The 22,188-nt window shown below is 53.7% G+C and carries 20 protein-coding genes and 6 pseudogenes; 3 read left to right on the top strand and 23 right to left on the bottom strand.

Annotation, left to right across the window (positions count from 1 at the left end):
• Nucleotides 1-65 precede the first annotated feature (65 nt).
• Nucleotides 66-1,253 (bottom strand): IS701 family transposase, encoded by a 1,188-nt coding sequence (locus tag CD000_RS07655; protein ID WP_012748853.1) that lies wholly within the window; start codon nt 1,251-1,253, stop codon nt 66-68.
• Between the two features lie 152 nt (nt 1,254-1,405).
• Here CD000_RS07655 and CD000_RS07660 point away from each other — a divergent pair, with 152 nt between their 5' ends.
• On the top strand, nt 1,406-2,509 hold the full coding sequence (locus tag CD000_RS07660) for a sensor histidine kinase (RefSeq protein ID WP_096226258.1): 1,104 nt from the start codon (nt 1,406-1,408) through the stop codon (nt 2,507-2,509).
• A 186-nt stretch (nt 2,510-2,695) separates the two neighbouring features.
• On the opposite strand, the pseudogene CD000_RS07665 reads toward CD000_RS07660, so the two are convergent.
• A pseudogene (locus CD000_RS07665) lies at nt 2,696-3,322 on the bottom strand (electron transport protein); the annotation flags it as partial.
• A 119-nt stretch (nt 3,323-3,441) separates the two neighbouring features.
• On the opposite strand from CD000_RS07665, the gene CD000_RS07670 reads away from it, so the two are divergent.
• Entirely contained in the window at nt 3,442-4,803 is a 1,362-nt protein-coding gene (locus CD000_RS07670; RefSeq protein ID WP_096225368.1) for a S8 family peptidase, read from the top strand.
• Between the two features lie 197 nt (nt 4,804-5,000).
• On the opposite strand, the gene CD000_RS07675 is transcribed toward CD000_RS07670, so the two are convergent.
• The 4 genes from CD000_RS07675 to CD000_RS07690 form a co-directional block, all read right to left on the bottom strand.
• Nucleotides 5,001-5,576 carry a YitT family protein gene (locus CD000_RS07675; protein ID WP_013145490.1) on the bottom strand — a complete coding sequence of 192 codons (576 nt, stop codon included), beginning with the start codon at nt 5,574-5,576 and terminating at the stop codon, nt 5,001-5,003.
• Between the two features lie 167 nt (nt 5,577-5,743).
• On the bottom strand, nt 5,744-5,914 hold the full coding sequence (locus CD000_RS07680) for a twin-arginine translocase TatA/TatE family subunit (protein ID WP_011231011.1): 171 nt from the start codon (nt 5,912-5,914) through the stop codon (nt 5,744-5,746).
• A 108-nt stretch (nt 5,915-6,022) separates the two neighbouring features.
• The gene (locus CD000_RS07685; protein ID WP_011231010.1) at nt 6,023-6,202 is read right to left on the bottom strand and encodes an H-type small acid-soluble spore protein; all 180 of its coding nucleotides are present in this window, start codon (nt 6,200-6,202) and stop codon (nt 6,023-6,025) included.
• Nucleotides 6,203-6,364 (bottom strand): hypothetical protein, encoded by a 162-nt coding sequence (locus CD000_RS07690; RefSeq protein WP_011231009.1) that lies wholly within the window; start codon nt 6,362-6,364, stop codon nt 6,203-6,205.
• Nucleotides 6,365-6,893: 529 nt separating this feature from the next.
• On the opposite strand from CD000_RS07690, the gene CD000_RS07700 reads away from it, so the two are divergent.
• A complete protein-coding gene (locus tag CD000_RS07700; RefSeq protein WP_096225369.1) occupies nt 6,894-7,889 on the top strand; it encodes an acyltransferase family protein in 996 nt (331 codons plus the stop codon).
• 90 nt (nt 7,890-7,979) lie between these two features.
• Here CD000_RS07700 and thiE read toward each other — a convergent pair whose 3' ends face one another.
• From thiE to CD000_RS07780, 17 genes and pseudogenes are all read right to left on the bottom strand, one after another.
• The gene (thiE, locus tag CD000_RS07705) at nt 7,980-8,645 is read right to left on the bottom strand and encodes a thiamine phosphate synthase (RefSeq protein WP_011231007.1); all 666 of its coding nucleotides are present in this window, start codon (nt 8,643-8,645) and stop codon (nt 7,980-7,982) included.
• Nucleotides 8,646-8,650: 5 nt separating this feature from the next.
• Nucleotides 8,651-9,451 (bottom strand): bifunctional hydroxymethylpyrimidine kinase/phosphomethylpyrimidine kinase, encoded by an 801-nt coding sequence (gene thiD, locus CD000_RS07710; protein WP_011231006.1) that lies wholly within the window; start codon nt 9,449-9,451, stop codon nt 8,651-8,653.
• A gap of 18 nt (nt 9,452-9,469) precedes the next feature.
• Nucleotides 9,470-10,279 carry a hydroxyethylthiazole kinase gene (gene thiM / locus CD000_RS07715; protein WP_011231005.1) on the bottom strand — a complete coding sequence of 270 codons (810 nt, stop codon included), beginning with the start codon at nt 10,277-10,279 and terminating at the stop codon, nt 9,470-9,472.
• Nucleotides 10,280-10,451: 172 nt separating this feature from the next.
• Nucleotides 10,452-11,474, bottom strand: a complete 1,023-nt coding sequence (locus CD000_RS07720; protein WP_096225370.1) for a glycosyltransferase family 2 protein — start codon at nt 11,472-11,474, stop codon at nt 10,452-10,454.
• 1 nt (nt 11,475) lies between these two features.
• Entirely contained in the window at nt 11,476-13,155 is a 1,680-nt protein-coding gene (locus CD000_RS07725) for a DUF6044 family protein (RefSeq protein WP_096225371.1), read from the bottom strand.
• Nucleotides 13,156-13,537: 382 nt separating this feature from the next.
• Nucleotides 13,538-14,518 (bottom strand): phosphotriesterase family protein, encoded by a 981-nt coding sequence (locus CD000_RS07730; RefSeq protein ID WP_021322572.1) that lies wholly within the window; start codon nt 14,516-14,518, stop codon nt 13,538-13,540.
• Entirely contained in the window at nt 14,518-16,200 is a 1,683-nt protein-coding gene (locus tag CD000_RS07735) for a long-chain fatty acid--CoA ligase (protein WP_096225372.1), read from the bottom strand. The genes CD000_RS07730 and CD000_RS07735 overlap by 1 nt, the downstream gene beginning before the upstream one ends.
• A gap of 296 nt (nt 16,201-16,496) precedes the next feature.
• Nucleotides 16,497-17,240 (bottom strand): 2-thiouracil desulfurase family protein, encoded by a 744-nt coding sequence (locus CD000_RS19560; RefSeq protein ID WP_369806549.1) that lies wholly within the window; start codon nt 17,238-17,240, stop codon nt 16,497-16,499.
• The gene (pxpA, locus tag CD000_RS07745) at nt 17,237-18,007 is read right to left on the bottom strand and encodes a 5-oxoprolinase subunit PxpA (RefSeq protein ID WP_096225373.1); all 771 of its coding nucleotides are present in this window, start codon (nt 18,005-18,007) and stop codon (nt 17,237-17,239) included. Before pxpA ends, CD000_RS19560 begins: the two co-directional genes overlap by 4 nt.
• Complete coding sequence (locus CD000_RS07750) at nt 18,004-18,975, bottom strand: 5-oxoprolinase subunit C family protein (protein WP_096225374.1); 972 nt, start codon at nt 18,973-18,975, stop codon at nt 18,004-18,006. The genes pxpA and CD000_RS07750 overlap by 4 nt, the downstream gene beginning before the upstream one ends.
• On the bottom strand, nt 18,968-19,660 hold the full coding sequence (gene pxpB / locus CD000_RS07755) for a 5-oxoprolinase subunit PxpB (protein ID WP_096225375.1): 693 nt from the start codon (nt 19,658-19,660) through the stop codon (nt 18,968-18,970). The genes CD000_RS07750 and pxpB overlap by 8 nt, the downstream gene beginning before the upstream one ends.
• Nucleotides 19,657-19,986, bottom strand: a pseudogene (locus CD000_RS07760) (IclR family transcriptional regulator); the annotation flags it as partial. The gene pxpB and the pseudogene CD000_RS07760, both read right to left, overlap by 4 nt.
• 63 nt (nt 19,987-20,049) lie before the next feature.
• Nucleotides 20,050-20,409 (bottom strand): annotated as a pseudogene (locus CD000_RS07765) (zinc ribbon domain-containing protein); the annotation flags it as partial.
• An 18-nt stretch (nt 20,410-20,427) separates the two neighbouring features.
• A pseudogene (locus CD000_RS19645) lies at nt 20,428-20,769 on the bottom strand (IS630 family transposase); the annotation flags it as partial.
• Nucleotides 20,770-20,885: 116 nt separating this feature from the next.
• Nucleotides 20,886-21,588, bottom strand: a pseudogene (locus CD000_RS19650) (IS630-like element ISBs2 family transposase); the annotation flags it as partial.
• Between the two features lie 77 nt (nt 21,589-21,665).
• Nucleotides 21,666-21,791, bottom strand: a pseudogene (locus CD000_RS18115) (RNA-guided endonuclease TnpB family protein); the annotation flags it as partial.
• 45 nt (nt 21,792-21,836) lie between these two features.
• On the bottom strand, nt 21,837-22,151 hold the full coding sequence (locus CD000_RS07780) for a hypothetical protein (RefSeq protein ID WP_369806550.1): 315 nt from the start codon (nt 22,149-22,151) through the stop codon (nt 21,837-21,839).
• Nucleotides 22,152-22,188: the final 37 nt, after the last annotated feature.

The following is a 22,188-nucleotide window of genomic DNA, read 5'->3' on the forward strand; positions in this document are numbered from 1 at the left end:
TAACTGTAGATGAGCATTTTTCATTACAATAATTTCCATGGTTAGAGAGACAAACAGGGTACCCCTTACGCGATACGGAGCTGTTTTTTGATCACATCAATGGGAATATCTTGCTTTGCAGCGTCATAAATGAACTCGACGACGCTGTGGTCTTTCCGCGACCGAAGAAGCTCCAGCCCGGTGGAGAGGTTTTGTCGGGATTCGGCGATGCTGTACACGCAGGCCAACAGCACCACCGCCCAATACCGTTTCACCGCCCGAATGTGGCGAACGCGGTATCCATCCAGCTTCAGTTGATCTTTCGCCTGCCGGAAAAAGCACTCGATCGTCCAGCGCTGGGCGTAGTAACGCAAGATGTCTTCGTCCCCGAGTTCCCGGTCGGTGCTCAAGATGCAATGAAGATGTTCCGGCGCCATCGGCTGATCCGCCTTCCAAGCCAGCAGCACCACCGCGTCATCGAGGCCATGGATGGCCCCCTCATAGCGATACACGCGATAACGCTCCTGCCCCACCGTGACGAGGCGGGTGTCTTTGGACTCGATATAGCGGGCAAACTGCTTGGCTTGGATGGCGATGCCTTTCGGGTAGAGAATCCGGTTCGTCTTGAGCATCGCGATGACATGGAATCCCTGTTTCAGACAGGCTTCGATGAGCTTTTTGGACGGATACCACGAATCCATGAGCACATACACCGGCTGAGCCCGCTTCACCTTGAGCGAGGAAAGCATCTCGATCGCCAGGTCGATCTTGCTTTTTCCCGCTTTCTTGTCATACAGGCGGAACGCAAATGGGAACGCCTGCGTGAAGGTGTGCACCATCAGCCAAACGAGCGAATGCCCCCAGACCGATTGATGATCTTTATGCGAGTAGTGCCAGTCGCACCCTTGAATGGCGTGCACAGCCCGTGACGAAGGCTTTGTTTTTTGGCAAATCGTATCATCAATCGAAACAAAAAGGGGTTGATTCTTCCGTTTGGCCAGTCGTTCGACCTGGGAAAGGATCCACTCTTGAAGCTTCCCAAGCAGCCTTTCCTCGTTCCAAGGGCTTTTCGTGAAAAAGTGACTGAGCGTCGTTCGATGATTCGGATGAAAGCTCCAGTAATGAATATCAGTCAATGTTCCCGAGAATCCCTTGGTGGTCAAGGCATCGACAATATGAATGAGATGCTTGATGACCGGCTTGGAAAGCTGCAGCGTCAACCCCAGCGTGAAGAAAAACTTGTGGATTCCTTGGTGATGTGCTAATCTATTCATGAGACATGAACCTCCTTGTGTGAATGGGTTTTGAACACATCTATTTTACCCAAGGAGTCCGGTTCATGTCTCCTTTTTTGTTTAGTTGTCAATTTATGTCAGTGAATTTGCTCATCTACAGAAAATAAATGATGGAAAGCGAGGTGGCTTTTTTGGCATCTGCGGCACAGCAGCTCGTCACCCATTTAGAAGCCCATTTGCCGAACTTTCTCGCCTATTGGCGGCAACATATGAAAATTGCCGACGATGACAAATACATCGATCATGTCGAACAAAACGGCTTAGCAGTGTTTGAGCTGGTCAAAGAAGCGCTGTTGCGGTCGCTATCTAGCGAGACGGTCGAACGGTTAGCCAACAAAATCGCGAAAGAACGTGCGGAAATGAATGTCGGCATCGGCGTTCTCGTCTACAACGTCAACCTTGGGAGGCGGCTCGTCATCAACCACGCGCTCGCTGCGCCGCTGCCGGTCGACGAGCTGTCCCCGCTCATCGACCATTTGAACGAGCTGTTTGACCAATTTCTGTTTCATGCCATCACAAAATACAATGAGTTAAAGGAAAAAGAACAGCATGAAAAAAACGCGCTCATTGCCAGATCGCATCAAGACCGGCTGACGCTGCTTGGGCAAATGTCATCGAGTTTTGTCCATGAGTTTCGCAATCCGCTTACGGCTATTATTGGTTTTATTCAATTATTGAAGTTTGAGCATCCGCATCTTCCTTATTTAGACATTATCGACCATGAGTTGCAGCAGCTGAAATTTCGCATTTCGCAATTTTTGCATGCCTCACGCAAAGAAATTGTTGAAAGCGAAAAAGAAACGTTTTCGCTGTACCAGTTGTTGGAGGAAATTATCGAGTTTTTATACGCCACGATCGTCGACAGCGATGTCGACCTTTTGGTGGCGATCGATGAATCCATACATATATTTGCCTATAAAGATCAGCTGCGCCAGGTGCTGGTAAACATTTTGCTCAACTCGATCGAAGCGGTGAAAGAGAGGGAAAAACCGCGGCGGATCAACATCGCGGCCCGTTGCCAAGACGGAAGCATCATCATCGAAATCGCCAACAACGGTCCGTCAATTCCAGCCGACATTGTGGAAACGATTTTCGAGCCGTTTTTTACAACGAAAAAACTCGGAACCGGCATCGGCCTGTACATTTGCAAAAAAGTGATCGAAGACCACGGCGGGGATATCTGCTGTTCTTCCGACGACAACATGACGACGTTTTCCATCCGCCTCCCTGCATGACGAACAGCGAAAATGGGCAAGATGGATGAAAAAAGGTGATGCCGATGAAACTCGCACTGACAGTAAAAACATGTTTCGCTCATCGCTTTCCCTCCCTTGCCTATTAGTGTGAGCCGTCTTATAACAGCGTTGCAAGGGAACTATTCCCAGCGGCATGAGCGCAGAACAAACGACCGCACAATGCGGTCAGCGCGAGGTGAGCGACAACAAATAGTCCAATACCGCCTCTTGCTCTTCCTTCGTAAATCCGGCTTGACGGTCGATCCAATACCGGTGCCCGGCGCCGGTCACATGCACCGTCCGCAAGTCGGAGTCCTTGGCGTTGGCGGCGATGACGCGCTCGCGCCACGTCCGGTCGATCAGCGCCCGCAGACTGTTGCGCGCATCAGGGGCGATGCCTTTTTGAACGGTGCCCGAAAGCCCGAGCTCACCGTTCGGCCCAACCGCCACGCCGCCATCATGCAAGTATGGAGCGCTCCAAGCGAGCCCGATCAGGCTCGGCACTTTATACCCTCCCGGTGAATCTCCATGAGCAAAGGAGAGCCGGATTTGTTCTCGGTCTAACTGATCAGTTGGCACTTTCAACACTTTCGCCCCTTTTGGAATCCGCACCGGCGTGTCAGGAGCGTACAACACCGGCTCTCCAAACACTTTTTCTGTTTTCTTCAGCGCTTTCGCCCGCGACGGCTCGGTGCCCACTACATCAGCAGCGATGACTCGGTTGTTCGTCAAATACGCCCCGGCATGGCAGCGGATGCAACCGGCGCGGACAAACACCTCTCTTCCTCTCGCCGCCCGCTCCTCGCTGCATCTGTATGCAATCAGTCGGCCGCTGAAGAAGAAAATGGGATTTCACCATGGCAAAAGGTGAATCCCATTTTTCATGATTTGTCCGTCAATCGCCCATCCTAACAACAAAGGAGGTGAACAGCGTGAAACGCCGATACCGAATATGGGCCGCGGCCAGCGCGGTTGTTGCTCTACTCGTTGCCGCAGCCGTCTTGGGGCGACCGGCTCCAGAAGAAAACGCCCCGGCTCCACCGCGGCTGAAGCCGTTTGACGCCGAGGTCGCACCCACCCATCCAACCGTTGTCGCCTTAGACAGCTTAAGCGCAGGCGAGCAGCTGAAACAGCAGTTGAACAAGCACCCGCGCATTCGGGAAATCCTCCATAATCGCCGCGGTGACCGAAGCCATTATTTCGCCAATGAGATCGTGGTCCACTTTCGGGCATTGCCATCGGAAAGCCGTCTTCAACAAATGGAGGCAGCCATCGCCGGCCAGTTCATCAAGCAGGTCGACCACGTGTTTGTATTCCGCTCGCGCGAGCAAACGTATGAGGAAATGCGCCGCTATTTCCGCTCTCTTCCAACGGTTGATTATTGCGAACCGCACTACATTTACATGCAAAATGAGTGGAACAAGCCGGCGCCGGTGCCGAACGATTCGTTTTACGCCCGCTACCAGTGGAACTTGCCGGCCATTCATACCGAAGACGGCTGGACGCTGTCGCGCGGCAAGCGGAATGTGCCTGTCGCCATCATCGACAGCGGAGTCGATTTGACCCATCCCGATTTAACCCGCCGCCTTCTGCCCGGATATAACGTATTGGCCGACGACCGCTCTCCGAATGACGAAAATGGCCATGGCACCCATGTCGCCGGCATTATCGCCTCACAGCCGAACAACGGCGAAGGAGTCGCCGGCATGACATGGTTCAACCCGATCATGGCCGTCAAAGCATTAAATGCGGACGGCTATGGAACGAGCATTGATGTAGCGAAAGGAATCCGCTGGGCGGTCGACCACGGGGCAAAAGTCATCAACTTAAGCCTTGGCAACTACCAACCGTCCTCGGTGCTTGAGGAAGCGATCCGCTACGCCGACGCTCATGATGTCGTGCTTGTCGCCGCTTCCGGCAACGACAGCACGTCGCAGGCGAGCTTCCCAGCCGCTTATCCAGAAGTGATCAGTGTTGGCGCTGTCAACCCGGATCTTTCCTATGCGCTTTATTCCAACTACGGCGACTATGTGGATGTCGTCGCGCCTGGAACGAACATTGCCAGCACGTTTGCCGGCCACCGGTACGCCGCCCTTTCCGGCACGTCGATGGCCGCGCCGCACGTCACCGCACTCGCCGCTTTGATCCGCTCCGTCAACCCGCGGCTTTCGAACGATGAAGTGCGCGACATTATTCTCGAAAGCGCTGACGATTTGGGAGAGAGAGGAAAAGATCCGTATTACGGCTATGGGCTGATTAACGTCTACCGCGCGCTCGAGCTGGCTAAGCAATAACCGATGCTCCTTCCGCCAATGATTGGGGAACTCGTCGCTGGGAAAGGTCAAACGGACAAAATTCTCATCTCCTGTGCGAACGATGTTAAAACTCCCCCACAGCATAAATCAGCAAACAGCCGGAAACGGCGCCTTCGGTGCCGCATTCCCATAGAGGAGCGCCTATCTGCTGAAACGAAAAACGATGGGGATTCGGGCTATACCCCCATCGTTTTTTCGCGCGTCAACATCGTCGTCACCGCTCCGACGACCGTGACGACGACAAGCGAGTGGACAAACGGCACTGAGTCGATGATCATGCTCCCAGCTGAAATAATGCAGGCGTCAATGACAAAAATGATGATCCCGACGTTCCAGTTCGTCCATCTAGCGATAAACTGGGCGAGCAGGTCGGTCCCGCCCGTGCTCGTCTCCTCGCGCAGCATCAAGCCGATGCCCGCGCCGACCAGCACCCCGCCGATGACCGCGCTCAAAAGCGGATCCAACACCACCACGCCGCGCAAAACGGACAATACGTCAATCATCCATGAGGAAAATAAAAGTCCGTGCAAGCTGTTGTAAAAAAACGGGCGGTAGTAAAACCATGCGGCTGCATAAAGCGGAACGCTTAAGACGATCATCGTCAACCCAGCCTGAACGTGCCACACGTATTTGGCGATCAGCCCGAGCCCGATCATCCCCCCATCAAGCAAATGGTGAGGGACTAAAAAGACGTTGATGCCAACGCCAAGAAGCAGACTGCCGACAATCACCGCCGCCATTTTTTTGATCATCACGAAACCCCTCCGCCACGGCTTATCCCAACGAGCCAACATGCCTCCATATATATGTATATGGCGCCCCTTGACAGAGCTTGTCTCTTTTTTGCCGCATCGCGGAGGAAATGGCTGGTCACGGACGAAATGCAAAAATAAGAGGCCAGGCCTCTATGCCCAACCTCTTATTTTTGCGCTTTTGTCGTCTCGTCATCGTCGATGATGCCTTTTGTCGCATTCTTAAATTCGCGCAGCGTTTTCCCGGCCGCTTGTCCTAACTCCGGCAGCTTTTTCGGCCCGAAAATGAGCAAAGCGAAAAAGACGATGAGCGCAATTTCTCCAAAGCCGATGTTCATGTTTGTCACTCCAATGTTCAAGCGTCGTTTCTTGAGTCATTATACCATAGAAGAACAGACAGTGTCATCGTCTTTCCCTTGACAAAACGGCGACAATTTGCACATCTCTCATTGTTCCTCAAGCAGTCGCACCGGTACGTCTTGTTCGTGTTCCGGCTCATCGGTGAAATAAACGCGAGCCATTTCGCGCTCATCATCGACGTGCTGAATCACCACTTGTTTCCCTTTATACATCACCGGAACGATCTCCCCGGCTTCAGCCATTCGCTTCGCCCGCAACAGTTCCATTTACTCCCCTCCTTTCGCACTGTCTTCCGCCTGTGCCCGCAAGCTTTTCCAAAACAACTCGTCGTTGCAGACAATCTCATGAAGCTCGCCTTCGTCTCCTTTGGCGTTGATGATTTCAAGCAACTGCGTCATATCGCCTATTTCGCGCCGATCGTTTTTCACCGAATCATCACCTTTCTTTGGCAAACTGATGACAGCGGACATCCCATCGCTTCGTTTCCTGCGTTGACTCCCTCAAAAAGAAGGAGTATGATTCGAATTGGTGTGTACAGAAAGGAGGAAACACTGTCAACTACCCCCACTTAGCTAACGCTTGAAGTGGGGGCTTGCAACTCCCCAGAAGTGCAAACGGACTTCGTCCTCCTTCCTTGACTTGGGGTTGCATCAGGGGGCAGGTTGACGACTACCCAACGACGCAGGTCATGCCTGCATCGTTACCGATTCTCTCGGTGTGTCTGTTGGCAGTACTTGGCTTCCACACACAACAGACGGACCTACGCTCGATGTTTTACGGTTACAACGTTTCCTGTAACCAACTCCATACATCGAGTAGCCGTGATTGGAGTGCCTTTATTGAACGGTTTTCTCCACGCCTTTATTATATCATACACAAAAGAAAGGGGGGAACGCGCATTCCTCTCCCACTTACTCCCTTTGGTCGTTGAAGTGGGAGTCTCCTGCGCGAAATAGGATGAAGGAGCGGGACTATTATTTTGACAACGCAAAATGCGCGCTCATGCTCCTCGTCGTGTTTGGCCACTTTCTGCGCCCGTACATTGATGACGTCTTATGGGTGCACAGCTTGTATGTGTGGATTTTCTTTTTCCACATGCCGGCGTTCGTTTTCATTTCCGGCTATTTCGCAAAAAAATTCCACGAGCACGGCTACTTGCAAAAGATCACGAAAAAATTGCTCATCCCGTACGTTCTGTTCCAGCTGGTGTATTCGATCTACTATTTCTTCCTGTATGACAAACAGTCGCTGGAACTTGACTTATTGACCCCGCATTGGAGTTTATGGTTTTTGCTCAGCCTGTTTAGCTGGAACGTGCTGCTGTTATGGTTCGGCCGGCTGCCAAAGCGGATCGCATTGCCGATGGCGCTTCTTTTCGGCCTTGCCGGCGGGATGATGGAAGTGGAAAAATGGCTGAGCTTGTCGCGAACGCTCACGTTTTTCCCGTTCTTTTTGCTTGGATTTTTCTTTCAAAAGTCGGCGATCGAGCGCTTGTTTGCCGCCCCAGTGCGCCTCGTTTCGCTATTCGTGCTTGTTGGCATGTTTTTCGTCATCCATTTCGGGTTTCCGGATTTGCCGCAAGATTGGCTGTACGGCTCGAAATCGTACGATACGCTCGGCGTCTCGGAATCAGCCGGCATTGCGAGCCGCCTCGCCATTTATGGGGCGAGCCTGCTCATGATGTTTGGCTTTCTGTCGCTCATCCCGAGCCGTCGCTTCTCCTTTTCCGTGCTCGGGGCGCGCACGTTTTACATCTATATCTTGCACGGGTTTATTTTAAAATATTTGCACGAGACGCCATTCCCAGACTTTATTATGGATGTGCACGGCTATCCGCTTCTGCTTGCACTGTCGGTTGCCATGATGCTCATCCTTGGAAGCAATCCGGTCGTCCGGCTCGTGCGGCCGCTGTTGGAATGGCGATGGCCGAACTGGCGGCAGACAACGACCTAGCAGTCAAAAAAGAAGGTGTCCCGAAATATCAACGGGACACCTTTTTCCATTTATGGCGCTTTGCCTACAAGTGGAAACCGACTTTTTCATTCAGCGCGTGCGGGCTGCCCGCACCGCTTCCGCTAAGGCGGCGGCCGCCGCCTTTGGCGACGGAGCCGAAGCGATGGCGCTGATGACGGATACTCCATCCGCCCCGGCTTCCACAACGGTTTTGGCGTTCGCAGCCGTAATGCCGCCAATGGCGACGATTGGAATGGTGATGCCGGCTTCGCGCAAGCGGCGGAGAACATCCGGTCCTTGCGCTTCCTTTGCATCCTCTTTCGAACTGGTCGGGTAAATCGGGCCGACGCCGAGGTAATCGGCGCCCGCCTCAACGGCCGCCATCGCTTCTTCGACGTTGTGCGCTGAGACGCCCAAAATTTTATCGCCGATTTTTTCCCGCACGCGCCGCGCGTCCTCATCGTCTTGACCGACATGGACGCCGTCGGCATCAATGGCGAGGGCCAGCTCGACGTCATCGTTGACGATAAACGGCACCCCATAAGCGCGGCAAAGGCGCTGCAGCTGCCGGGCGAGCGCCTCTTTGTCCGCCCCTTTTAAAGCGCCCGGCCCTTTTTCGCGGAATTGAAACAACGTCACACCGCCGTCAAGCGCTTCTTTCAGCACATCGGCGGCCGGACGTTCGCTGTTTTGGCTTCCCATAATGAAGTAAACAGCCAGCCGCTCCTTCATTTCGCCGCTCGCGATGCGCACCATCGTTCTCACTCTCCATATTGGCGGTACGCCCAATGGTTCGTCGGCCCATGGCCTTGGCCGATGCCGAGCGGGTGGGCAATCGCCGATTGCACAAACGCCTTCGCCGTCGCGACAGCGTCGACAGGATGCCGCCCTTTCGCCAGCTCAGCGGCGATCGCCGCGGCAAATGTACACCCGGTTCCGTGCGTATGGCGCGTGTCAATTCGCTTGCTTTTAAAATAGGAAAATTCGCTGCCGTTATACAGCAAGTCGACGGTTTCTTCGCCATCATCGTCATGGCCGCCTTTCACGACGACATAGCGGGCGCCCATCCGGTGGAGGAGGCGCGCGGCTTCGCGGCGGTCATCCATCGTGCGGATGACAACGCCTGTCAACGCTTCCGCTTCTGGAATGTTCGGTGTAATGACAAGCGCCATCGGCAGCAGCTCTTCTTTCAGCGCGGCCACCGCTTCCTCTTGCAACAGCGGAGCGCCGCCTTTGGCGATCATCACCGGGTCGACGACCAGCCGCTCCCATTTATGTTTTTTCACTTGTTCAGCAACCGTACGAATGATCTCGGCACTAAAGAGCATGCCGGTTTTCACCGCATCCGCGCCTAAATCGGCGGCCACCGATTCGATCTGGGCGGCGACTGCTTCCGCCGAGAGCGGATAGACTCCTTGCACGCCAAGGGTGTTTTGCGCCGTCACCGCCGTGATCGCTGACATGCCAAAGACGCCGAGCTCCTGGAACGTTTTCAAGTCAGCCTGAATGCCGGCGCCGCCGCCGCTGTCCGACCCGGCAATCGTCAACGCTTTGTACACCATCGTGTTTCTCCTCCCCTTTTACCGTTGTTCCACCCGGCCATGCCGTTTGACATCATCGACGCTTGTATACGCCAACGCGTCCAAAAACGCCGTCTGGAAACTGCCCGGTCCGCGCTCCCCGGCTTTGGCCGCCGCCTGCTCCGCTGCGACGCCGTAATACACAAGCGCGGCCACCGCCGCTGCCGCCGCATCGCGCTCAACGGCCGCAAACGCTCCGATGACCGATGTCAGCAAGCAGCCCGCTCCGGTCACTTTCGTCAACAACGGATGGCCGTTCTGAATAAGATACGTCGTCTGTCCGTCCGCAACGACGTCCTCTTTTCCAGTAATCGCGACAACGGCGCCGAGCTGCTCCGCCGCCCGTTTGGCCAACGCCACTCGATCGCCGCTGCCGCCGCCGGCATCGACTCCTTTAATCGTCCACGCCTCACCAATCATATTGGCGATCTCCGCCGCATTGCCACGGATCACGGCAAGCTTGACTTGTTCCGCGATGCGGCGCGCCGTCTCCGTCCGGTAGCGCGTGGCCCCGGCCCCGACCGGATCGAAAATGACCGGCACGCCGGCTTCATTGGCTGCCTGGCCGGCGACAAGCATCGCTTCCACCTCTTTGTCATTCAACGTCCCAATATTGAGGACAAGCGCTCCAGCGAGCTTCGCCATCTCGCCCACTTCCTCTTTCGCATACGCCATCACCGGCGAAGCGCCAAGCGCAAGCAATCCATTCGCCGTCCAATTCGTCACAACGACATTCGTGATATTATGGACGAGCGGATTCTCCTCTCTTACCCGCTCGAGCAGTTCCGCCCATTCATGCCAATTGGCCATTTCCGGTTTCTCCCCTTTCCAAGCCCTTTCGCCGGCCATACACTGGCTTTCGCCGTACTTTCGGCCAATAGAATGATCCATTCTCCCCATCCATCAGTCTACTCTTTCTTTTTTTGAATTGCAAGACAAAGAAAAAAGGCGGCCGCCAAAGCGCACCTCCCTTTTTGTTCCATTACGAACGCGTCCATTCGGCCGCCCCTCCCTCTTCGGACGGCGCCGCCGGCGACAGCCGCTGCGGCAGCGGCCAATTCCACAAATCCAAATCGATGATATAGCGTGGCCGCCGTTTTGTTTCTTTATAAATTTTTCCAATATATTCACCAATCAGCCCGAGCGCCATCAGTTGCAACCCTCCTAACAGCCAAATGGACGTAATGAGCGACGTCCAACCCGTTTCCGTATGCCCGACCCATTTGAGAAAAAGAAAATAGGCGCCAAACATCAAGCTGACGACAAACGAGAGAAACCCAACGAGCGAAATGAAACGGATCGGGGTGACGCTGAACGACGTCACGCCGTCAAGCGCAAAGGCGATCATTTTTTTCAGCGGATATTTCGTTTTCCCGGCCAGCCGCTCTTTTCGGTCATAATAAACCGTCGCCGACCGAAAGCCCAAAAGTGGAACGATGCCGCGCAAAAACAAGTTCGCTTCCCCGAACTGTTCAAGCGCGTCCACAGCGCGCCGGCTCATAAGGCGATAGTCGGCGTGATTGTAAACGAGATCGACGCCAAACGCCTTCATCAACCGATAAAACCCTTGCGCCGTATGGCGCTTGAACCATGTATCGGCATCGCGCCGCCGGCGCACGCCGTAGACGATGTCATAGCCTTCACGAAACTTTTGCACAAATTCCCGAATCGCCGCTACATCATCTTGCAAATCGGCGTCGATCGAAACGAGGCAATCGGCATGCCTTTTCGCGGCGAACAGCCCAGCAAGCAGCGCGTTTTGGTGGCCGGCGTTATGCGCCAGTTTCAGCCCTTTCACTTCCGGGTGACGCAAACTCGCTTTGTATATGATCTTCCATGTGTCATCACAGCTGCCGTCATCAACGAACAAAAGCGCGCTGTTGGATGAAATGAGCTGCTCTTCAATCAATTGTTCGCGCAACTCCCGTAAGCGGCGGATCGTCTCCGGCAGCACCTCTTCTTCGTTGTAACACGGCACAACAATAGCCAACGTCGGTTCGAACATGTCACCTTCCTCCCTCCGGCACGACTTTGTATAAATAGATGGTCCACGCGGACTCTTTGGAACGGAACACCCGCTCAAGGCGCAAGGCGTTTTCGTCGGCATTTTCAATCGGCAGCGCTGAAAAAATGTAGCGCCCGCCCATGTTATAAAACACGTTTGTGTTCAATTCCAAGCTGCGAATCGTCCGCTTCGAGTTTTTCTGAAACATATACCGCTTGCCGAGCTCATCGACGAACAAATAGCAGCGCCCGCCCCATTCATCGAAATACTCGCGCAGTTTTTTGTTTTTCGCAAGCTCCTTGGCGATGATGCGGCGAAACCGATGCTTGTATTCGAGCGGATAAAAGTTGTTGTACGTATCGAGTGTGTAAAAGCCGTTGTATTGAGCGATCGCCGGGTGGATGCCGATGCTGGCGACACGGTATGTATGCACCGGGCGGCCGATATAGCGGCGAATGGCGGCAAACTGCTTTTCCGCGTAAAACTCGCGAAACGACGGCTTGTCGCGGTAGACGATTTCCTCATTGCATAAAGCAAGCACGACAAGCTGCAAGACAATGGCCGCCGCACCGACCGCCCGCCACCTTCGGCCTTCCTGCCAAAAAATTTTCAGCGCCAGTGCAAACAAGACGTAAATCACCATTGGCCGCAAAAAATGGTAGCGGGCGAAATTGAACTTATCGAGCAAATCAAACCGTTCGGTGAGCGGCAGCCATCCTTTGTAAAACCAAAACGCATACCATGTCGACAGCGCGAAGTTCAACCCGTGCAAAATCAAAAACAGTTTCTCCCGCCGCCAGCTTTTCCGCTTCCATACAATGTACAAGGCAACGAGCGTCACCGGTAAAATGACGAGCCCATGCACGGTCATGACGTGGGTGTGGCCGAGCACATAGTTTTTGAACGTCAGCCGGATGACGCGCCAAAGCGGCAGACGGGCGTGGAAATATTCGTCGCGGCTTGTCGGCTCATTGGAAAACAAGAGCGAATGGACAAGCCGGTAATCGACCGCCAAATAGAGCATCGTCATATAGACGATGGCCGCCAAAAACCGCCAATTCCAACCCTTGCCGCGGATGACATCAATGAGCCACCAAATCCCAAGCGCGCTCAAGAAAAAGAAAAATCCAAGCACGAAGCTCGAATAGAGCGGCAAAAGCGTCAACACCGCCCAGTTCACCCATGAACGCTCGCCGCCCCGAATGTTTAAAAACGCCCAAAGCGCAAGCGGCATCCCGAGCGTACTTAACATTCCCGATGGCCAAAACGGCGTCAAGGCAAACGTCAACGAAGAGCCGATGCGAATCCATCCCCAGCGCTCGCCCGGCAGCACATGTTTTCGCAGCAGCAAATACATGCCGATGAACGCCAATACGCGGGTTGCGGCTTGACTGAGCCCATAGGCGTAAATGGATGGAAACAGGGCGTGAAGCCAAACGATGCCGCTGAATTCTGTGCCGAACGCGTTGCGCGGCAGGCCGTTGATGATTTGCGGAATGACGCCATCGACCGGTCCGAACAGCTCACCGCTTCGAGTGAGCACCTTATACCAGGCGATGTTCGAATCCAAATTGTCATGAACGCGCATATGCGCATCTTCACCGAGCACAAAGTACGGCGACACGTACAAGGCGATGGCAACGAAAGAGAAGAGCAGGAGTCTCTTTTCGATGGACGGCACCTTTTCTCCCCCTTTCGCTTTTACTCATGTCTTTCCTTATTGTTCAACCCAACAGGAAAATTATTCATGAGAATGGAAAAAAAACGGACCCCTGTCCAAACAAAAAAACCGCCGTCGGCCAATTGAAGCCTGATGACGGCGGTTTTCTATTCACCTTTTGAACAGCCTTTTGCAGGCAACACAACGTTGCCCAAAAAAGCTGGTGATGGAACGAAAAAAACGCTCGGACCATGGAGATTTCGCTCTTAAACGCTCTCCCACCTACGCTCACGCGTGGAAGTGTGGGGTCTTCTCGGTTTAGGATGATAAACAACCGCTTTTCCGCGCGTTCGCAACAACGATTTTGCAGAAAGCGCGGTTTTTACCGACCTTACAAACGGCGTCAAGCCGAGAACAGCGCCGCCGGATTGCCGATGAACATTTGCTCAAGCACTTCGTCCCGGATTCCTTCATTTTTCAGCGCGGGGATGATGTTCACAAACAAATGCTCGACATGCCAATTTTTCATCATTTCCGCAAACGGTTCCGGCAGCGTAAACGGACGACCGAGCCAAACGTTGACAGTGTCATGCGACAGCATAATTTGTTTCTCGTACCCATCGCGGAGCAGAGCAAGGAGCGTCCGCACCCGCTCCTCATCGGTCGGCGCGCCGACCATCCCTTGGATGCCGAAGCGGTCAAACGCAATGTAAACGCCGTAAGCGAGCGTCTTTCGATGATAGTCCGGGTCCGTGTTGCCGCACATATGGCCGATGACAATTTTTTTCGGATCGGCGCCGTGCTCAAGCAAATAGGCGGCTTGTTCCGGCCCCATCGTTCCTTCTTGCGTATGGGTGATGATGACCGCGCCCGTCTCTTTTTGCGCGCGGGCGGCGGCGCGGAAGAACATCTTTTCGTACTCGGTGATGCGCCCTTTGCTCGAGGCGAGCTTGATGACACCCGCCTTGATTCCGGTATCGGCAATGCCCTCGGTCAGCTCGGCCATAAACATGTCGTAAATGTCATCTTCTGCTGTTCCGAGAAGCCGGCGGAATTGGAAGTACGGCGGCGCCCCTTCCCCTTCATAATAATAGCCGGTGGCGCAAATAATGTTCAGCCCCGTCTCTTCAGCGACACGCCGCAAAAACGCCGGGTTGCGCCCGCAATCGTTCGGCGTCGGATCGACAACCGTTTGAATGCCGTGCCGCTTCATCTTTTCCGCCGCCTCGACTGCGACGCGAAGCGCCTCGTCTTCACGGAACGTGCCGCGCGTCACATCGCCTTGAAACCCTGGATAACCGAAGAGGAAATGCTCGTGGATGAGCGTTTTGCCAAGCTGTTCCACCGGCACCGGCCCGCATACCGTTTCTACCATCTCCGCCATCAGTTGTTCACCCCTTTCCCCGCTTTTTCATACTCCTCTTCCTGCAGTTTCCGCCAAAGCAGCTTGCCGCTTGACGTCATCGGCAGCGATGAGCGGAATTCAACGAGGCGCGGATATTTGTACGCCGCCATTTGCGTCTTGGACCATTCAATGATCTCTTCTTCCGTTACTTTGCCGACATACTCGTCATGAAGGACGATAAACGCCTTCACCGTTTCGCCGCGGCGCGGATCCGGCACGCCGACAACGCACGCCTGCTGAACAGCCGGATGTTTGTACAAAAGCGACTCGACTTCGGTCGGCCACACTTTGTATCCAGAAGCGTTGATCATCCGTTTGACGCGGTCGACGATGAAAAAGTAGCCTTCCTCATCCATCCGCCCGATGTCGCCGGTGCGGAAAAACCGCTTGCCGTCGAGCTCGATGAACGCTTCTTCCGTTTCTTTTTCACGCCGGTAATAGCCGCGGAACACTTGCGGGCCACAAACGATGATCTCCCCGACTTCGCCGACGCCAAGCTCCCGCCCCGTCGCCGGGTCAATGATGCGCGCGTCGACGTCAAACGACGGAACGCCGAGACATTGCAATTTCGGCCGGTCCGGCGGATTGAAATGCGTCTGCGAAATCGTCTCCGTCAGCCCGTAGCCTTCAAAATAACGGACGCCGGTGAGCTGGAACAATTTTTCCCCGACCGCTCCCGGAAGCGCCGCTCCGCCGCCGGAAATGCTCGAAAGCGAGGAAATGTCATACCGGCCAAGCGCCGGGTTGGCCAAAAAGTCGATCAGCATCGTGCTGATGTTCACCCAATGCGTGCAGCGGTGCAATTCAATCAGCCGGGCGGCCGCGTCCCGATCCCAGCGCGTCATCAACACCATGGCGGCGCCGGCGAAAATCGGCGTATGCATGCTATGGACCATCCCCGTGACATGGAAAAACGGCAGCGTCGCCAACGCGACCGAATCGCTCGTCACATCGCCCCAGTGGTAGGCGCCGACGATGTTGGCGTTCACCGTCCGGTGCGGGTGGATGCAGCCTTTTGGCACCCCGGTCGTCCCGGATGTGTATGGCAAGACGGCGATGTCATCAACATGGCCGTTGTATGGAAGCGGCGGCAATTGGGCGCCGAGGCAGTCCGCCCATAAAAGAATGCGCTCATCCCCAATGGCCCGCCGCGGCGCCGCCACTTCAGCCGGAAGCGAAACCGGCGATTCATCGGAAGCATAATCAGAATAAGCGGCGACGATGATTTGTTCCAACGCCGTTCGTCCAAGGAGCGGGGCCGCTTTGTCAAGCAGCTCCTGTCCAACGATGGCGACTCTCGTTTCGCAATCATTGACGTAAAAGGAAAGCTCCTCTGAGGTGTTCATCGGATTGATCGGCACGACGATCGCTTCAGCGCGCAAAATGGCATAGTAGGAGATGACAAACTGCGGAGAATTTTGCATGTACAATAGAACGCGGTCGCCCGGTTTGACGGACAGCTTTTGCTGCAAATAGCCGGCCAACGCGTTCACTTCATCGAGCAACTGTTTGTACGAATACACGGCTCCGTAATAGTAAATCGCCGTTTTGTTCGGATAGCGCTTCGCCGTTGTTTCCAAATGGTCGACCAGCGTCGTCTCCGGCACAGCCAGCGTTTTTGAGAGCCGTTTCGGCCAATACGGGTAATGTCTCGTATTCATTCCGTTTTCCTCCTCCTTTTCACGCGATCGTTCACTGCGGCAGCCTCCACGCAAGCAGCATTGGATAGCTTTTTTTTACTGACCAGTTGGTATATAGCCGACTATTTTTTATTGTACACGCTTTCATGAATATTTTCAATAATTTTCTGAATATACAAAACAAAAAATACACCGCCTACAACAGGCGGCAGACGATCGCTTTGATGTCTGCTCCGTGCATACCGTTTCCCCTTTCTTGGCCCGTCATCATTTGCTTGTTCGTTTTTGGTTGATAGACAAAAGCCAATATGGCAATTCTAGAAAAGCTTACCATTATGTTGCAAAGAGGAGGAACACATGATGAGATTCGTGATCCCGCTTGTCCTTTCCTTTGCGCTCGCAGCCAGCTTTTTCTTCGACTCGTTCCGTTCGGCCGAAGCGGCAGCCAAAATCAAAACGTATCCAAACTGCACCGCGCTGAACAAAGAGTATCCAGGGGGCGCGGCCCGCTCCGCCTCTGTCAAAAACAAAGGAGGTGGCAAATTCATTTCCCTCGTCCAATCTCGGTTCGTCGACGACTGCACAAGCCGCCTTTCCTCGCCTCGTTTCACAAGTCGGACCGTCTCCCGCGGAACCCCAAGCCCAATGGCCACTTCTGGGCATACAGGCACAAGCCGAGCAAACTCCCCTAAACGAGAGACAAACGAATTGTGAATGATATCGCCGTTATACCGGCAGGCAGAAAAGCCGAGGCATTCGCTGACCACCACTGTCGGAATGGCGTAGTGCATCCTTTTGTACTCCTTTCTCGTTCCGTCACCTCTCTTTGTTATTGTAACCAATTGAAGATCGACTGTCATGAAGGCCATTTCATTGATCCAGCCAAAAAATCGGTATAAGTTAGAAGAAGCAATAAACAGCTCCAAATGAAAACAGCGCCCTAAGCGAGTTTCCTGCTTAAGGCGCTTATTCGGCAGCTGCTGCATGGCAGTGCACACGCCCATATACACCATTAAAGAAGACGGCAAGGGCGCCAAATATGGTGTTCCGGCTTTCTTCATCGTCTCTCCTCCTGCCGCATCGCCTCAATGGCGACGCCTTCCTTTTGCAGCGTTTCACGCAGCCGCTTGGCAAACCGCACCGCCTGCTCATTGTCGCCGTGCAGGCAGACAGTGTCGGCTTCAATCGACACGTCTGTCCCTTGCACCGAGCGGACGCGCCGGTCACGGATCATCGTGAGCACTTGCATGACCGCTTCGTCTTCATCCGCGATGATGGCGCGCGGATCGCTTCTTGGGGTGAGCGAACCGTCCGCCTGGTAGGTGCGATCAGCGAACACTTCACTCGCCGTCCGCAAGCCGCAGGCGCGGCCGGCGCGGATGAGTTCGCTTCCCGACAAGCCGTATAAGACAAGCATCGGATCGACATCATGCACCGCTTTGGCGATCGCTTCGGCCAGCGCCGCGTCTTTCGCCGCCATATTGTACAAGGCGCCGTGCGGCTTAACATGCGTCATCACGCCGCCTTCCGCCTTCACAAACGCAGCCAGCGCGCCGATTTGGTAGACTACATAGGCGTATACCTCCTCTGGCGAAACGGCCATGGCGCGTCGTCCGAAGCCAAACAAGTCCGGAAACCCCGGATGGGCGCCGATGGCAACGCCATGCTGGATGGCGAGTTGCACCGTCCGCCGCATGACGAGCGGGTCGCCGGCGTGAAACCCACAGGCGATGTTGACAGAGGTCACGTACGATAAGATTTCTTCCTGCCCAAGCCTATACACCCCAAAGCTTTCGCCGAAATCGCAATTCAAATCAATCGTCCTCACTGTTCTCCCTCCCATTGACGGCGAATGGCCGCAATCCATTGAGCCAGCCGTTGCTGTTGTTCCCGATAAAGCCACATCGCTTCTTCCGGCTCGATCGGCTGAAATTGGATAAAGTCACCCGGACGAGCCTGCGCGAGAATCGGCAAATCCACAGACGCAACCTGAGCGATGCGCGGGTAGCCGCCGGTTGTCTGGCTGTCGGCCATCAACACGATCGGCTGGCCGGATGCCGGGACTTGCACCGTGCCGAAAACGACCGCTTCCGAGACCATCTCCCGCTCGCGCACAAGCGCCAACGCCCGTCCAGAAAGCCGATAGCCGATCCGATCGGACTGCGTCGTCACCTCATAGCGGGCGGCGAAAAACTGGCGGCGGCTCGCCGGCGTAAACTCGCCATACTCCGGGCCGGGGACAGCGCGCACCGTTTTCGTTTTCCCACCGATATAGCGGCGGGCGGCCGAAGCAAGACCCCAACGCATCCGGCCGATAACACGACGCCCATGAGTAACGCCGACCGGCAGTGCATCGCCCCGCTGCAACGGGCGGCCTGAAAGCCCGCCAAGCTGGGCTGGAACGTACGTGGAACGACTGCCCATCACGGGCGGGACGTCGATGCCGCCTGATACAGCGATATACGCCCGAAAACCCGTCCGACACACCCCTACTTCGAGCACATCGCCCGGCTCGACAGCCATCGGCTTCCAAAGTGCAAACGGACGCCCATTGAGCGTGCACGGGAAATCGCCGCCGCATACCGCAACGACGGCCTCGACGCGAAACCGAAGCGTCGGTCCGGCCATCGTCGCCTCAAGCACCGCCTCATCACCGTTGTTGCCGACAAGCGCATTAGCCAGGCGATACGCCCACGCATCCATCGCCCCGCCCGCCGGCACGCCGGCATGCCGGTAGCCAAAACGCCCGCCATCTTGCACGGTTGTAAACAACCCAGCCTCGATGACGTCAATCATGTTCCTCGCTCCAACGTGCAAATTCATCAGCCCCAATCGGCTGAAACGCGACGATATCGCCAGCCGCAAGCAAACTTGGCTTCTCTCGGTGCGGGTCAAACAGCTTCAGCGGCGTTCGACCGATCAGTTGCCAGCCGCCCGGCGTCGCAAGCGGGTAGACGCCCGTCTGTCCGCCGGCGATGCCGACCGAACCGGCAGGCACTTTTGTGCGCGGCACCGACCGCCTTGGCGTCGCCAAGCGCGGCGACAGCCCTCCTAAATAGGCAAATCCAGGAGAAAAGCCGATCATATAAACTCGGTAGCGTCCGGCCGAATGGAGCGCTATCACTTCGTCTTCTGTCATCCCATGGAAACGAGCGACATCCGGCAAATCCGGACCGAATTCGCCGCCGTAACAGACGGGAATGACGACCGTCCGCGCCGAACGCCGCACCGCTTGTTCAGACCGCCTGATGTTTTTCCTTAGCCATGCGCCTATGCCGATGTAATCGATCACCAATGGATCATAGTAGATGGTGAGCGACGAAAACGCCGGCACGATCTCCTCGATGCCTTCTTTTCGCTCGGCCTGAAGCCGGGCGGCCGTTTGGTGGACGATATCATTCACGTCCTCGTCAATGCGGTCTGAAAACCGAACCGTCACCGCATATTCGCATAATGGAAACAACGTATACTCCACCATCATCCCTTCCCCCGAAAGCCGAGTTCGCGCGAAATGTCCATCGCCGCCTGCTTCAATCGCGGAACGATGCGCGCCACATCATCTGGCGAAAAGCGTTGTTCCGGCCCGGCAACGCTCAGCCCGGCAACCGCCGCGCCTTCATGGTTGAAAATCGGCACCGCAACGGCGGCCGAATAGTTTTCCAGCTCAGAATAGCTGACCGTATAGCCGCGGTCCCGGTCTTCTTCCAACAACCGGCGCAGCGCTTCTTTGTCGGTTACCGTATGTTTGGCGATTTTGACAAGCTCGACTTGTTCTAAATAACGTTCCCGATCCGCCTTGTCCGTGAACTACCCCCACTTAATTTTCTAGCGAAAATTTGAAGTGGGGGCTTCCAAAGAAGTTTGACTGCTTCAAGCAATCCTTATTCTTTGAGGCGTGTCCACTTCGCCGCTAGAGCATAAGACACTCAGGTCTACAGCTTTACTTTTCTTTAAGATGTTTAATGCGCCATTGACATCAGCATTAATTAGTTTGCCAGACTTTGTTCGATACAAGCCGCGCTTAATACGTTTGCCGCTGAACTTATATTCTTTTGGATTGTCGGCATTATATTCAGGAATCTCATCGCCGTCAAAAAAGCTGGCTTGAGACGTATAGGATTCTTCCTGTTTCAAGAATTCAATGCCGTAAAATTCACAAAGATATTCTAGTTTTTCTTTTATGTTACCGAGAGGAATATTGACAAAGTTTTGATTTGTCTTTTTTCCTATGTAAGTTGAATTAAAGATTTACAACTGAACACACAAACGATCGATCGTTTGTTCTGGTTTCTGGTTGATTCGCTGAATAAAGGCTTGGACATTCTTTCTAATTTCTTGCACACTCGAATAGAACACGTTGTAAATCACGTCTGATTTCAGCCATTTCCATAGCCCTTCAATCAAGTTCAATTGCGGACTGTATGGTGGCAAAAAGACGAGCTCTAACCGATCTTCGTGTTCTTTTAAAAATGGCTGAATGAGTTTGGCATGGTGAATTCGAGCGTTATCTAAAATCATCACTATTTTGCCTGTGGGATAGCGTTCTAACACAAGTTGAAGAAATCGAAGAAATGTTTCCGCGTCATATATAAGTTGCCATTTTGTTTTCCATGGTATTGTTCGCTCTTCTTGTCACCGTGCCAGCTTGTCAGGTGATAAAGACGGGACATGGAGATCGGAAATTCTTTATTACAACCTATATAGCGTTCTTCTTCGATGCAAAACACTTCCCCTGTTTCGTAGTTCAACGTGCCAATCAGCTTCAGCCCTTGATGTTTTCCAAACGTCGGAATGATTCGTTGTTTTCCTTTGACAAACCATGTTTTTTGAATCGCTTGGTAATCACGAATCATCGACTCATCTTGAAAGAGGACATGGGCGATGTTCCCATCTACCAGTTTTTTTTACTTCAGGGAAGGTGATTTCGACGAATTCTTTTTGTTTCTCTTCATCGGCATTGGCTAGTGTATAGGTCGGTTTCGTATAGCTTAGCCCTAACCGATGCAGAATGTCACTTGTTCCGCGAAGCGTGTATGTTGGCCCCCACTTTTGTTGAATGAGTTCAGCGATTATCGCAAGCGTCCAATTATATTTTGCTTCGAATCCCACATCTACGGGGAGCTGATGTTCAATGATCAAAGCCAGCTCTTTTTCCTGCTCAGGGGTCAATCGACGTGGGGCGCCAGGTGAGTATTTCATCTCCAGTCCATCAAGACCGCGCTGGGCGTAGGCATGAATATAGTTATAAATAGTTTTCTTGGATCGACCAATAATCGTTGCGATTTCTCCTTTGGTATATCCCTGCAAATGAAGATAAATCGCTTGGTAGCGTTCATATGCTCGTTTACTTTTTGCTTCTTTCATGGCAGTGGACAACTTTTCGATCTCGTCTTTGTGATTTGGCATCATAGTTTTCTCTCCGTTCCCCTATTTTCTCTTTGTATTTATTCGCCGTGGAACGGGAGAAAACCTTTATTTCAATTTATATAGTATTGTCTGACATTGTACAATCCGACGTTGTACATGTTCTTGGCAATATGGCACAGTTCTCGAAGAGTCAAGTATTCTTCTTTGGTCAAACCATTTAGCTGTTGTTTGATACAAAAATACATTTTTTCACCTCCCATCTAACTATATGATACTATATTTTACTGAATCTATCCTATTTTCAGCAAAATATAGTTAAGGCGATTCATCTCCCACTTACTCCGCTTCGCTTCGTTGAAGTGGGAGTCTTCTCGCCTAATTAAGATAAAACGGCCGTTATAGAGCGTGATCATCGGCATGAATCCGACAACGGCAACCATTTTGTCCTGATCATATAACGCCGCAAGCTTATACCCTTCTTTTTCTTGCGCTTCACGCACAAGCGCGATATACGTTTCTTCATCCAAATGAGTGCGCAGCTCCCGCATGACCGGAAAAGCGCTTCTTACTTCCTCCTCCGTCTCGAGCCAAACAAATTGCGACATGATTCCCATCTCCCTTCTTCTATTTCTACATTCATGA

This window comes from Geobacillus sp. FJAT-46040, from assembly GCF_002335725.1.
In the GTDB taxonomy this organism is placed as follows: Bacteria; Bacillota; Bacilli; order Bacillales; family Anoxybacillaceae; genus Geobacillus; species Geobacillus thermoleovorans.